Annotated in this window: 14 protein-coding genes; 3 read left to right on the top strand and 11 right to left on the bottom strand. The window is 40.9% G+C overall.

The annotated features are described in order from the left end of the window. Positions 1 to 108: 108 nt before the first annotated feature. Together feaR and ACWQ4X_RS06325 are read right to left on the bottom strand one after the other, a co-directional pair. Complete coding sequence (feaR, locus tag ACWQ4X_RS06330; RefSeq protein ID WP_457903104.1) at positions 109 to 1020, bottom strand: transcriptional regulator FeaR; 912 nt, start codon at positions 1018 to 1020, stop codon at positions 109 to 111. Between the two features lie 190 nt (positions 1021 to 1210). After that, positions 1211 to 2491, bottom strand: coding sequence for an OprD family outer membrane porin (locus ACWQ4X_RS06325; protein WP_457903103.1), 1281 nt, complete (start codon positions 2489 to 2491; stop codon positions 1211 to 1213). Positions 2492 to 2846: 355 nt separating this feature from the next. Here ACWQ4X_RS06325 and ACWQ4X_RS06320 point away from each other — a divergent pair, with 355 nt between their 5' ends. After that, positions 2847 to 3257, top strand: coding sequence for an HD domain-containing protein (locus ACWQ4X_RS06320; protein WP_457903102.1), 411 nt, complete (start codon positions 2847 to 2849; stop codon positions 3255 to 3257). A gap of 264 nt (positions 3258 to 3521) precedes the next feature. Here the strand turns inward: ACWQ4X_RS06320 and ACWQ4X_RS06315 are convergent, their stop codons facing one another. Genes ACWQ4X_RS06315 through ACWQ4X_RS06275 form a run of 9 tightly spaced genes read right to left on the bottom strand, consistent with a single transcriptional unit; the run spans position 3522 to position 11297 of the window. After that, positions 3522 to 4478, bottom strand: a complete 957-nt coding sequence (locus ACWQ4X_RS06315; RefSeq protein WP_109428773.1) for a p-hydroxyphenylacetate 3-hydroxylase reductase component — start codon at positions 4476 to 4478, stop codon at positions 3522 to 3524. A gap of 50 nt (positions 4479 to 4528) precedes the next feature. After that, entirely contained in the window at positions 4529 to 5482 is a 954-nt protein-coding gene (locus ACWQ4X_RS06310; RefSeq protein WP_457903101.1) for a PDR/VanB family oxidoreductase, read from the bottom strand. 36 nt (positions 5483 to 5518) lie between these two features. Next, complete coding sequence (locus ACWQ4X_RS06305; protein WP_457903100.1) at positions 5519 to 6256, bottom strand: SDR family NAD(P)-dependent oxidoreductase; 738 nt, start codon at positions 6254 to 6256, stop codon at positions 5519 to 5521. A gap of 10 nt (positions 6257 to 6266) precedes the next feature. Beyond that, positions 6267 to 6752, bottom strand: a complete 486-nt coding sequence (locus tag ACWQ4X_RS06300; protein ID WP_457903099.1) for an aromatic-ring-hydroxylating dioxygenase subunit beta — start codon at positions 6750 to 6752, stop codon at positions 6267 to 6269. A 10-nt stretch (positions 6753 to 6762) separates the two neighbouring features. Further along, positions 6763 to 8040, bottom strand: a complete 1278-nt coding sequence (locus tag ACWQ4X_RS06295; protein WP_457903098.1) for an aromatic ring-hydroxylating oxygenase subunit alpha — start codon at positions 8038 to 8040, stop codon at positions 6763 to 6765. A gap of 18 nt (positions 8041 to 8058) precedes the next feature. Continuing rightward, positions 8059 to 8580 (bottom strand): nuclear transport factor 2 family protein, encoded by a 522-nt coding sequence (locus ACWQ4X_RS06290; protein ID WP_457903097.1) that lies wholly within the window; start codon positions 8578 to 8580, stop codon positions 8059 to 8061. A 20-nt stretch (positions 8581 to 8600) separates the two neighbouring features. Beyond that, positions 8601 to 8960, bottom strand: a complete 360-nt coding sequence (locus ACWQ4X_RS06285) for a hypothetical protein (RefSeq protein ID WP_032068777.1) — start codon at positions 8958 to 8960, stop codon at positions 8601 to 8603. Positions 8961 to 9003: 43 nt separating this feature from the next. Beyond that, positions 9004 to 10173: an acyl-CoA dehydrogenase family protein gene (locus ACWQ4X_RS06280; protein WP_457903096.1), complete on the bottom strand. Its 1170-nt coding sequence runs from the start codon at positions 10171 to 10173 to the stop codon at positions 9004 to 9006. Then, positions 10170 to 11297, bottom strand: a complete 1128-nt coding sequence (locus ACWQ4X_RS06275) for an amidase (RefSeq protein WP_457903113.1) — start codon at positions 11295 to 11297, stop codon at positions 10170 to 10172. The genes ACWQ4X_RS06280 and ACWQ4X_RS06275 overlap by 4 nt, the downstream gene beginning before the upstream one ends. Positions 11298 to 12294: 997 nt before the next feature. Between ACWQ4X_RS06275 and ACWQ4X_RS06270 the strand changes: the two genes are divergently transcribed. Together ACWQ4X_RS06270 and ACWQ4X_RS06265 are read left to right on the top strand one after the other, a co-directional pair. Further along, entirely contained in the window at positions 12295 to 12570 is a 276-nt protein-coding gene (locus ACWQ4X_RS06270) for a metal/formaldehyde-sensitive transcriptional repressor (protein ID WP_142768511.1), read from the top strand. 19 nt (positions 12571 to 12589) lie between these two features. Beyond that, complete coding sequence (locus ACWQ4X_RS06265) at positions 12590 to 13699, top strand: S-(hydroxymethyl)glutathione dehydrogenase/class III alcohol dehydrogenase (RefSeq protein ID WP_109429099.1); 1110 nt, start codon at positions 12590 to 12592, stop codon at positions 13697 to 13699. Positions 13700 to 13703 lie beyond the last annotated feature (4 nt).

The raw sequence follows: 13703 nt of genomic DNA, 5'->3' as shown, positions 1-13703 counted from the left end.
TGCTAACCCACATGAATAAAGATTAACTTCATTCAACACGGAATCAGTTTTGTATTCTTGTTTATGCAAGACATGCGAATGTCTATTTGTGACATCGAATCAATTAGGCTAAGCCGTTTGGCGACATTGCTTTGGGGAAATCCCATAGGCTTTTTTGAAAATTTTAGAGAAATGTGCACTGTCCCCAAACCCCCATTTCAGTGCTAAATCTGTAATCGAAGTTTGCCTAAAGCATTCGTCAAGCAAGTCTACTTTGACGCGCTCTAGACGTTTTTGCTGGATATATTTATTCAGTGAAAGCTGTTCTTCACTAAATAGGCGATATAAATGCCGCAATGAAACCCCTAAAGCATCCGCAATTTTTTTGGGGGTTAATTCAGGCTTTGTTAAATGTTCAATAATGTATCGTTCAGCTCGATCTTTCAGACTTTCCTGAGTTAAACGATTCTTTTTATAGAAGATAGTTGGTCTAAGTAAAGCAATCAAAGCATCCTCAAATGCATTGCCATCTTCTTCGGCATACCACAACTGAATATTTTCAACAGAGAGGTTCTGCATAATATTTTTTAATAAAAAACTACTCATGTTTTTAGTGATGAGCTTACCGAAGTAACCCTCATGAATGTTCGCTTGTGCCAGTTTTTCCCGATCAAGATGCACCGATATATGAGAGAACAAGCCTTGCGAATACATTTCAATCTTTTCACTTGGGTCAAGTAAAATCATATCACCCTCATTAAGAAGAATTCGACTCCCCTTATAGTTCATCTGCATTTTCCCCGAAGATTGCAACACCAAAAAGCACAAGTGATGCGAGGCTCGATCGGGTGAATCTGCGTTACGCACAATATAGTTCGCATTGCTTTTAATGAAGGCAATTTCAGTTTGACCCAACTGATAGGCTTGAATTTCTCCTATAAACAGACTTTGGAGACTATTAAAACTGGCATCAAAATTTCCGCACACTTGTTGGATATGAGACGACCATTGCGTAATGTCATTATCTCGGAACTGAATCATGATCAATCTCCATCATCAAAAGCACTTGGTTTACGACATCAAATAACCATCAGACATAGAAAAATGCATAAGCTCAAATTTTATAATTTTTATTCTTTACACTTTTACTTGCAAAAACACACTTCATAGAAATTAAAAATGTATGTGTATCAAACAATACACATACACCTGAGTTTAATTACAACAGCACTTAGAATTTATAGGTATAACTCGCAATTACGCGATCTTCATCAAATGAATTCCCCCTTGCATAGCCAGTTCCATATTTTGTGTCGGTATCGTAATGAATGTATTCCAAACCAAAGTTTTTAAACATTCCCTCAGGCACTACATACTTCAGTACAGCACTGCGTTCAATTTCCGTATTGTCGCTATAGCCCGCACGGTAAATGTCACTACCATGTAAGTAACGCAATGTAGTGGACAAACCAGGTACTCCCCAGCCCTTAAAGTCGTAGCTATAAAGTACGTGCCAAGTCAGTTCTTCAGGTTTCACAAACCCCAGTAACGACCATGCATGCAAGAATGGTTGTGGCACATAACCAGAAATTGTTGGAAACGTACTCTTACCATCATTCTTACGCACACCCGTCGCTAGCGTATGATTCCCTGTATTGATGGTGGTCATAAAGCCATAAGATTGGTTATCTATATCACCATACAAAGCTTTACCAGATTCCGAGTTATTAAAGTAACGCCCATCCAGACGGACTTTGGTATCACCCACTTTGGTGCTATAAGCCAAGTTGGCATAATGTTGTTGATAAATATCAAGCAACTGACCATACCAATATGAACCAGAAACCGAAGGCGTAAAGCTATAGTCCAAGCCAACAAAGCCCAAACCATCACTTTCATACTTATTGACCGCACTCCCCGTAAATAGACTCAATTTTTCATATTCGTCATCATTACGCGCATTGATACGATTGATAAATCCCGCAGTAAACACTAAATCTTTAATGTCTTTAGACTGAAATAATGCCCCAGAAAAAATCGTGGTGAGCTGACGAGAATCATCAAAGAATATAACTGGCAGTTTCGGTTCAAGCGTACCCACTTTAAATTCCGAGTTGTTATATTTAAGCTTTAAGGTTGCCCCAGCCTTTCCGTACGAACGTTCCTGTTCACCTTTAGAATAATCATAAGGCAAGATACTGTCTGGTAGATCTGCATGCATATCATTCAAGCGCACTGCATATTGACCCAAGACATCCACACCCACTTTAAGTGCTGTATCGGTATAGCCCGATTCTAAGCGAAGTGTTGCAGCTTGTGACCAACTCCCAATATCTGAAGATGCAGGATTTTCAAAATCACGTTCTACATAAAAGTTTCTTAGATAGATTGAGCCTTTATAATCATCTATAAAGTCTGCATATGCATTTCCATCCCCGACCAAACCAAGCATGCATAATAAGCTGATTTTATTAAATGAAACCTTAGGTTTAACTTTAAATACCATAACCATCCCTTTCTAATAGCAAAGATTAAATCATCACGACTTAACCAAAATATCCATTTATTTAATTGAATTGTCAAAGTTGTAGATTGCACCAAAATCACACACAACAATGCTGCAATCACAGTTATAACAATAGATACACCCTAATGGTGCACAAAACTCACTGTTCGTTTTTCAATCCACTTTCAGCCCTATAAAAATCCTACATTTATATTGAAATGTCAAACAATTTGATTTTTTTTGAAATATTTTGTTTCAAACATAGGGGGATTATTTTTTAAAGTGCACCAAATTAAACAACTCTAAATATGGAATAATATTTGCTTATTAAAAATAAATAATCAATCATTTAAGGAAAGCCATGAACAAAGCAACAAAAGCCAATTTCACCAATATTATGCATAGTGAAAAAACTGACTTTGAAATTATCGCTCAGCATTTTAATGAGTTTAAAAAAGGACACGTGCAAAGAGTGATTGACCATCTTCTACTTCTAAAAGATGATCACGGAGGATTTCCAGTCGACCGCCTAACCCATTGTTTACAAACAGCTACCCTCGCTTACCAAGATGGTCGCGATGAAGAATATATTGTCTGCGCGCTATTACATGATATTGGCGATACACTGGCTTGTTATAATCATGCCGATCTCGCAGCCACACTTTTAGAGCCATTTATTAGTGAAAAAAAATTACTGGATGCTAAAACACCATGGTATTTTTCAAGGATATTATTTTTTCCATCACATTGGTTTAGACCGTTATCAATGTGAAAAATATAAAGATCATCCTTATTATGAATATACAGCTGAATTTTGTTTTAAATATGACTCACCCGCTTTTAATCAAGACATGGAAACGCTTCCTTTAGAATTTTTTATTCCCATGCTGAACAACATTATGTCCACACCTAAAAAATCCATTTATAAAGATATAAAATAATAATACATTAATTCTATGCATCATTTTATCCACTTAAAAATGATGCATAGAAAATAAGTTTATTTATTTTAAAATAATAATTGAGATGCAGTTAATTAAATACCTGCCAAATCTCTCAAAATTTTAATAAAGACTTCTTTTTCTTGCTCAGAATATTGGTCAAATACCTCATTCTGATGACTGTCTGCAATTTCAAATAAATAATGCGCTGTTTGTCGACCCTTTTCTGTCAACTCGAAAAATTCCCCCTGATCATTGAGTAGTTTCTGTGAGGCCAGCATAGCCGCCGCACGCTCTACTTCTTGCATTGGCATAGCGATATCTCGCGGCAAATCCTCTTTAGAAGAAGCCGTTCCACTGGCTAAAACCAACAGCAAACGTGCTTCGCTGGTGCGGAATCCCGAAGCAAGTTGCTTGGGTAAATAATCCGTTTGGTAACTCTTAAATGCACGACTCATCAAGTAGCAGGCATTGCTGTATAAATGTCCATGATGAATTGAGTCTAGTTCAGATTGATCAAGGTTCTGTTTTAGCGTCAAACTTGGATGTGGAATAACGCTGGAGTACGCCCCCTGATGATAGACCAATGGGCTACGACCCTGATCATGGAAATTCACAACCTTGCCAATAATGATCCAGTGATCACCACCTTCAATGACTTGATGACGTTCACATTCAAATATCGCAGAACAGTTTTCTAGCAATAAGCTCGCACCTTCACCTTCCTGATAATTGGTTCCCTCAAATTTATCAATATTGCGGCGAGAAAACTTATTCGACAAATCAATTTGCGAGCCAGATAAAATATTGACTGCAAAATGCGTTGCCTGTTCAAACACAGGAAAACTGGAAGACTTCTTGTCAATACTCCACAAAATTAAGGGTGGATCTAAGGATACTGAATTAAAGCTATTCGCAGTGACTCCCACTTTTTCACCTTGCGCATTTTGCGCAGTCACAATGGTCACACCCGTTGCGAAATTCCCTAAAGCACGTCGAAATTGTAATGGGTCAACTTTTACATCATTTATTTTTTGTAATGAGTTCATCATTCTCTCCTATAGCATTTAGCTATCAAATACGTCTCAAATCATGAAAGACTCTATATATCCAACACTAAACGCGGTGATTTTGAACGCGAACAACAAACCAGTATTTGCTCGTTATCAGCTTTCTCTTCATCCGTGAAATACACATCGCGATGATCAGGCTCACCCTCAATCACATCGCACATACAGGTGCCACACACCCCTTGTTCGCAAGACATTTCAATTTTTATGCCTTCACGCGCCAATGCAGTCAGAATGGTTTCTTCAGCATTGACCATAATAATTTTACCGCTACGCTGAGCAACAACTTCAAAACTATCGCCCGTTAAGTCGGTTTCGACTTGAAAGTATTCTTTATGAATCTGCGTATCGGGTAAATTGTGTGACTTTGCAAGATTAATCACCCAATCCATAAAACCATTGGGTCCGCAGGTATACACATGGGTTGCAGGTTCGACTTGCGTGAAACTTTCTTCAAAAAACGCCCGATGATTTGCGCCTTCATCTTTAAAATGAAAATGCGTAAATGCTGCCAATTCACCCTGTTTAAGTTCATCGACAAAGGCACTGCTGGCTGCACTTTTACCGCAATAATGCAATTCAAAAGATTCTCCATCCTGCAACAACTGGTACGCCATGGTCAGCAACGGTGTAATACCAATACCGCCACCAATCAGTACCGTATGTTTCGCGGGGTACAATGGAAACAGGTTTTTCGGTGCACTGACCTGAATCTGCATGCCATCTTGAATATCATCAAAGGCCGAGATTGAACCACCACGTGATTCTGCATCTCTTAAAATCCCGAGTCGGAACTTACCGACTTGATTTGGATTTTGGCAAAGTGAGTATTGGCGAACCATGCCATTCGGTAAATGCACATCAATATGCGCACCTGGCTCGACTTGCGGCAACTGGGTTGAAGTTACCGACTCAAATTCCATGACTGCAATATTTCCACCTTCTACATGGCGGTTTTTCACGACAACATCATAAAGTGTAGTCATTGTTTTATTCTCCTTCTCACCCTCTAAGCCCATGACTTAGCGCATGAATAAACCACCATTAATATCCCATGTCGCACCTGTCACGAATCCCGCATTGGGACTTGCCAGCAAGCCGCAGGTTTCCGCAATAAATGACATACTGCCTAAAGCCTTGACGGGGATATTTTGAATAAACTGTTCCATTTTTTCGTCAGGGACTACGCTATGCACAATCGGAGACTCCATTGGACCCGGTGCAACTGCATTGACCGTTACACCTTTTGCTGCAAATTCTTTGGCGAAGATTTTGGTTAAGGTCACAATGGCACCTTTGCTCGCTGCATAATGTGCACCCGTTGCCGTACCACCATTTTGTCCTGCCAACGACGCCATATTGATAATGCGCCCATAGCCTCTTTGCGCCATATACTGACCAATAATCTGACAAGACTGGAAGGTACCACGCTGGTTAACTTGGGTAATCCAGTCAAAGTCCGCAGCCGTAATCTCCAATACTGGGGTTGCCTTAGTGACAGTGGCGTTATTGATTAACACATCCAGTTTGTAAAACTTTTGCTCAATCCACTGCACCACTGCATGAAAGTCTGCTTCAACCGAAATATTCAATTTCACAGGGAACATCTGCTCAGCATATTGACTCTGCGCTTGAGCTTTCTCGGCTTTCTCCAAAGTACTGGCAGATAAAATCACCTGATGACCTTGACTGGCAAAATACTCAGCAATCACGTTACCCAAACCTGATGCAGCACCTGTCACTAATACAACCTGTTGCATGTTGGTGCTCCTATAGAATGTAACTAATACCCGCCAAGGTATCGGTAGAGTTAATCAAGTTAATGATTTTACGATTAATTTTAAAACCAGCATCCGCATCACGGTTTAAGTGATAAGTCACATCTGCGGTATAGTGTTTCAGGTTCTCTTTACGGAATTCACGCAGGTTTTGTGCACAACGTAAAACGATTTCACCTTCTTCATCTTTTAAAATACGCACACGTGAAATGCTGCGAACGGTATTTGCCTTGGGTGAGGTTGAAATCGCTTCACCATTTTCTAGACGCGCTACACGCATTTTGCGCATGTGATGGTCGTCATAGGCATAGTTCAAATTGTTTTCGTAATCGGTCAGGCTTGGGTCGATGGGAATGATATACACTCCTTTTTCATTCCAAAGATTCAGCCAAGCATCATGCTCAGAGTGATCCAACATATCGGCTTCTGCCCAAATAAAAGCAGTCACTTCATTTAATAAGTTCAAATCAATTTTCATGTTGTTCCCCTTAAGCCGTCATCAACTTTTTCCATTGCTGATAGGCTGCACGCATCCCTGTTTCAGCACTCACATCACTTTTCAAACCATCTTCAGTTTTTACTTCACCTGGCAAGCCACGGTTCAACATGATCCAAAGGTCTTCACCTGCGGCAGCACCTTTTTGCACACGTTCCCATGCTTCAGCATCATCTGGCGTACCAAAACCAAACGGACCTTGGAAATGTTCATGTAAACGTAAACGGTATTGGTTGGCGATTTGCGGACCACCATCCATGGTAATCACTGAATGGTGAATTTCCGTCTTATCGACTGAAATTGGCTGCATCACGCGGAAGAATGCCATTGAGCAGGCAATATTCGGGAACAGGTTCAAGTTAAAACCAGAGCCACCCACAGCACGCACAATACGACGCACTTCAAGTTCAGCATGTCCTTCGTCACGCAGTGCTTGGGCTAAATCTTCAAAACGCTCCTGAATCGGACGCTCCATCAATTCTTCATCTAAATCGACCAGTTCAGGAATCATCACCATCACACTGTGACCATTACCCAAATCTTCAACAAAACCTGGCTGATTTTCAAAGTTGAATAACTCTTCGGTTTTCTCATCCACCGAACTTAAGAACGACTTATGCACCAATGGGAAATGGTAGGCATCCGTGGTGTTTTCCAACTGGATTTTCCAGTTACCCGGGAAGGTAAAGCGGTGTTCACCCAAGACTTTGACTGGATAGCCCGCACCCTGCTTCATGAATAAATCAATCCACTTTTTCGCTGGTCCAAGGAATTGCTCTAAAGGCTCTACATCATGATTGAATGACGCGAAAATCATGCCGTTATATTCTTCGACACGTAAGCTCACCAACGGCAATTCTGATTTATCTAAACATTCGCCATAGCTTTCAGGTGAAGGTACGCCACGTAATGTGCCATCAAGCGCATAACTCCAGCCGTGATATGGACAGACAAAACTGTTGGTTTTACCTTTTTTATGTTCACACACAGTCGCAGCACGGTGGCGGCAACGGTTCAGTAGTACATGTACTTTTTTCTTACGGTCACGCACCGCAACCACAGGTTGTTTACCAATATTCATGGTTTTATAACTACCTGCTTCTGGAATTTCACTGGCATGTGCAACCCACACCCAAGTGCTATAGAAAATCTTTTCCATTTCTTCATCAAAGATGCGCTCATCTTTGTATAAAGAGGTATGTGCGCGGTCGTGCTGTACAATACTTTCGTAATCCACGTCGACTTGTGTCATTGGAATTAAACTGTTCATAATTATTTACTCTAAAATTTATTGTGCTTCGTTGTGTGCTGTCGGTACTGGCAGAATGGCTTCACTTTCCCAATGAGAGATGGGGCGGCTAAAGATATTTTCCGTTTGAAAATGCTTCATTGCCCACTGACCATCCGCTTGTTGTTTAAATTGGATAGAGAGCTTTGCCGCATTCAGATGCGCCCGACCATCCTGAAAGCTTGAGGTCTGTAGCATTAACCAACGTCCCGTTGCGTGATCTGCATTGACCTCAATCTGCTCGGAATTCACAAAATGCGCATTCATCACAAAGTGCGAATCTTTTTGGGTATAGCTTTCAAACATGGCCTGAATGGCTGCTCGCCCCTCATAACGTCCAAATGACGCTTGATAACGCTTGCCAACACCCTCCCAAACTGCCTGCTCATCAAACAACGACATCAATGCGTTGATGTCTGTGTGGGCATCCAGTGCATCACAAATTTCCATGTAACGATTCAGCACATTACGTACCGCATTCACTGCTTCAAGCTGCTGTAATCGAAAAAGTATTTGCTCCATATGTGCTGCCCCGTTTCGACTTAACGTTGAATAATCAATTCACGCCCAACACGTGCTTCAATCTTGCAGTATTTCCATAATTTAAATGGACCTTCACCAACCACGGTTGTACGCAATAAATTGCACGCGGCATGCACGGTTTCAATGTTAGGTACATCCGCTAAAAGATACGTGGTCCACGGCCAACCTGAACTTGGTCCGACCATGCTTTGGTCATCATCTAAATTGCCAAAAACATGTACGCCTGGCAGATCATGAATACCGTTCCACATCTCACCAAAGGCCGCCCAAACTGCTTTTGCTTCTTCTGGCGTTGCATCAAAAAAATTCTGGTTAATACCCATGCAGAATAGGACACGTAAAGTTTTTTTAGCTTCCATTTAAAATCACCTCTTTGTAATCTATAAAAATAATAAAATGTGCTTATAAGTAGCCTGGCGTTGGTGGCAAACCAAAACTCACAGAACCTGCGTTTAATAAGGTTGCATCCCCCATAAAGGCATGCTGGGTTACCACGTTGGTGTCATTCACAAAACGGCTGAAGACGTTGTTGGTATAAATTGCCGTCATTCCTGCCAACATCTGCATTTTTCTTGCGACTCGAGCAGAAACACGCGCTGCATGCGTACACGCTAAACGCACATGGCTAATTTGTTCGACTGTCGGCTGTTGACCCTTTTGAATCTCATCCCATACTGCATCCATGGTTTGGTAGAACCAGTTTTTTGCAGAGAGAAATTCGGCTTCGGCTTGAGCAAATTCATATTGCGTTACAGGTCGGTTGGCAATTTCAGAGCCACCCGTAATAGACGCCTTGCCCGGTGCAAGTTTTTTAAATTCTTCTAAGGCTGCTGCTGCAACACCAATCCCAACCACCGTCAACACTTGTGTCGCAAAAGAAAGCGATGGGTATTTAAAAAATGGCTCAGGAAGCTTTGATGCTTCACCACGCACAAAGGTCCAGTCTTCACGCACCAGCACATCATTCACCAAAAGGTCATGACTACCTGTACCTTTTAAGCCAACCGTATCCCATGTCATATCAATCTGAACTTGATCGGCTGGAATGACTGCCATACGTGGCAAACCCTTTGTTTCCTTACCTTGGCTTGGTGTAATCCCCACACCAATGATGTCTGCTCCCATACAACCACTTGAAAATTTCCAACGACCTTTAACACGCAAGCCTTCAGGTGTAATTTCGGCGGGTTGCGGTGGGAAAATACCGCCCGCAAACACCACATCAGGGCTATCTTGGTAAATCTGCGCCAGTGTAGACTCTGGTAATCCTGCCAAATAAGCAGGACTCATCCCAAAACTTGCAACCCAACCCACAGACCCATCTGCCATAGAAAGTTTTTCAATCAGCTCACAAAACTCGCGCGGCGAGCATTCATCTCCGCCAAAACGAGCAGGAACCAAAGCACGATAAACTCCAAGTTTTTTTAGCTTTTCGATAATATCGAGTGAAACATAAGCCTGATCATCAAACTCACCCGTTAATGCTCGCTCACGAATTTCCTGACATAAGGTTTCAAGCTCGACTTCATCATTCACTTGATTGCTTAAGCTAATTGCAGATAGACCATTCATTCTTTTTCTCCTTGTTGTTTTGATTGCACTAAATCCATTAAATAAGCGGCAATCGCACACAGTTTTTCATCAGCACCATGTTGCCCCACCAATTGAACACCCGCCGGTAGCCCCGCTTGAGTTTCAAGTGGCAAAGTGATTGCAGGATGCCCCGATAAATTAAATGGGCGAATAAGCGCAGTCATATTTAGAAATGCCGTAGTATCTTCAGCATCAGCGACTTTAGGTGGAGTTTGTAGCAGTGTTGGTAGCACCAAAACATCATATTCATTCAGTAATTGGTCAATTTCTTGGGTAAAGCTTTGACGCACCTGATTGGCTAATTCGACTTCATCCAGTGTGGTTTTAGCGGCATTGAGCAGTCGGTTTGCCACATCCTGTCCAACTTTGCCCGAAGCAACCAAATGACCAAATGCTTGCCAAGTTTCATAATTAATGACCTGCATTCCCGCGCGGTAAGCATCAGAAAAATAAGACAACTTGACCTGTGCAGGATTTGAAAAGCCCGCTTGTGCTAAAAATGCGTTTACGGTCTGCCAAATTTCAGGCTTCGCCTCGACATCCAACACCGCCAGTCGCAAGGATTGAATTTGATCTTTCTGAGCTAGCTCGTATTGAAAAGTCGGATCAATAATTGCCATGGCTTGCGTCAATGCGTTCAGGCTTGCAGCAAACGGCCCAACGCAATCCAAACTCGTACTTTCTGGCAGCACTCCTTGACGACTAACGCGGCCAAAGGTTGGTTTTAATCCATAAATTCCACAACAGGCTGCTGGCATACGGATTGAACCGCCTGTATCCGTACCAACAGAAAAATCCACCAGATTAGCTGCAACGGCTGCAGCCGAACCACTGGAAGAACCACCCGGAATTAACTCAGGGTATTTAGGATTGGTCGCTGTGCCTGTAAAGTGATTAATACCTGTAGTACCGAAAGCCAGCTCATGTAAATTGGTTTTACCCGTAATCTGGCAATCATGATTTAAAATATGATTCACAATATCGGCATGTTCTTTCGCAGGTTGTGTATCCAGCAACGCCGCACTACCACCCACAGTTTTATATCCTTTTATGTTGATTGTATCCTTCAACATCACTCTGAGAGCACCGCTACCCAGAGCCATTTTTTCATACACAATATTTTTCACTACTACACCTTTTATCGCTTAGATGCGTCTTTCTTATGCAACAAAAATGCGTCAATTTATTTGAATTGTCAAACATAATTTAATGGTTTTATTTTGGTGCAAGCATGGGTTTAAAACAGCACAAAAATAGTTTTTTAATTATTATCCACATATAAAACAGTAATATAAAAATTTAAGCGAAATTAAAACCTCATTTTTAACATGTATTTTTTAATTATATTTTTCTATATTTTTTTCACATGCACTTTTTTAAGACATGGTTTTCAGTCTTATTTAGGGAGCAAACTCGATTGCAACGTGCTATGGTGACTCAGACTCACCGTTCAAAACATGTGACTTGCATCACCATTCACAACATTATCCCCTCCTAATAAATGGCATTTTTCTGTATAAAATCACTCAAAATTTAACCAGCAGAATCATGATTTCTGGATGGCATGACTACGAAAAAAATCTCACTGCCCTAAAGCTGAAATCCTGAAAGTGATGGGCTAAAATTTGAAATGTTAGAATACAAACATGAAATTTTTCACTCTAAAAAGCTGTTCAAGCTAGGAGAGATAGATTTTTATAAAACCAATTTAAGATTAGATTTTTTTATCATTTGAAGCGTTGAACTACATTATGGAAAATTTAGATTTGTGTATATTCAACATGGTTTTATTTTTAATATAAAATATTATAAATCAATTATTTAATAAAGTTAATCTAAAAGCGTTACTGACATTATTATTTCCCATTCTTTTATGATACTTTTCCTCTAGGTTTCAAATACACCTTCTATAATTTAAAAACAATCTAAACTAAATCTGCCTGCTTCTCGCAGTACTCTGCATATTTTCAAGTTTATCCGCCGCAACTCTGCGCCAGTAATCCGAATAAAAATCCATCTTTTTACCAGATCAAAGTTTAGCTTTATTGCTCTCAAGCATACTATAGGGTACTATGCTATAAAACCTAAAAGAACATGCCTATGCCCAATCAAATTGAAGATAAAAAAAGGATCCTGCTGCGTGTTCGTCGCATTAAGGGTCAAACCCAAGCCATTGAAAATGCATTAGAAGAAAATGCAGATTGTGGTGCCATACTTCAGCAAATCTGTTCAGTGCGTGGCGCCATCAATGGCTTAATGAATGAAATGTTAGAAGTTCATTTAAAAGATACTCTTGTCACAGGTGATTCAACTGAACAAGAAAGAAAAGATGAATTTGTGGATATAGCCAAAATTCTCAAATCGTACTTAAAATAGTTCTATAAGGAAAAATCATATGAAATCACGTGCAGCGGTCGCCTTCGCAGCAGGACAACCCCTCCAAATTGTTGAAATTGACGTGGCTCCACCACAAAAAGGTGAAGTTTTGGTCAAAATTACCCACACAGGCGTTTGCCATACAGATGCCTTTACTTTATCGGGTGATGACCCGGAAGGTGTTTTCCCTGCAGTCTTAGGTCATGAAGGTGCAGGGATTGTGGTTGAAGTGGGTGAAGGTGTAACCAGCGTTCAACCTGGCGATCACGTAATCCCTCTTTATACAGCGGAATGTGGCGAATGTTTATTCTGTAAATCTGGTAAAACCAATCTTTGTGTCGCAGTGCGTGCAACACAAGGTAAAGGGGTTATGCCAGATGGTACGACTCGTTTTTCTTATAATGGCGAACCGATTTACCATTATATGGGCTGTTCAACCTTTAGTGAATATACGGTAGTTGCTGAAGTTTCTTTAGCCAAAATTAATCCAGATGCAAACCCTGAACATGTATGTTTACTCGGTTGTGGCGTAACGACTGGTATTGGTGCAGTCCACAACACCGCTAAAGTACAGGAAGGCGATACTGTTGCCGTCTTTGGTTTAGGTGGTATTGGTCTTGCCGTTGTACAAGGTGCGCGTCAAGCTAAAGCAAGTCGCATTATCGTGGTTGATATGAATCCTGATAAATTCAAATTGGCTGAAGAGTTTGGTGCAACAGATTTCTTAAATCCAAAAGATTTTGACAAGCCGATTCAACAAGTGATTGTCGAAATGACAGGTTGGGGTGTTGACCACTCTTTTGAATGTATTGGCAACGTGAATGTTATGCGTTCTGCTTTAGAATGTGCACACCGTGGTTGGGGACAGTCTGTGATCATTGGTGTTGCTGGTGCAGGTCAAGAAATCTCTACTCGCCCGTTCCAATTGGTGACTGGTCGTAAATGGATGGGAACTGCTTTTGGTGGCGTAAAAGGTCGTTCTCAACTTCCAGGCATGGTCGAAGATGCCATGAAAGGTGATATTCAATTAGAACCTTTCGTAACGCACACCATGGGCTTAGACAAAATTAATGAAGCATTTGATTTGATGCATGAAGGCAAATCCATCCGCTCAGTGGTTCATTTCTAATAAC

It is taken from the genome of Acinetobacter sp. NigerLNRRAM0016, from assembly GCF_054112845.1.
Note: the sequence above shows the minus strand (reverse complement) of the source record. Positions and strands in the feature narration are given on the sequence as shown.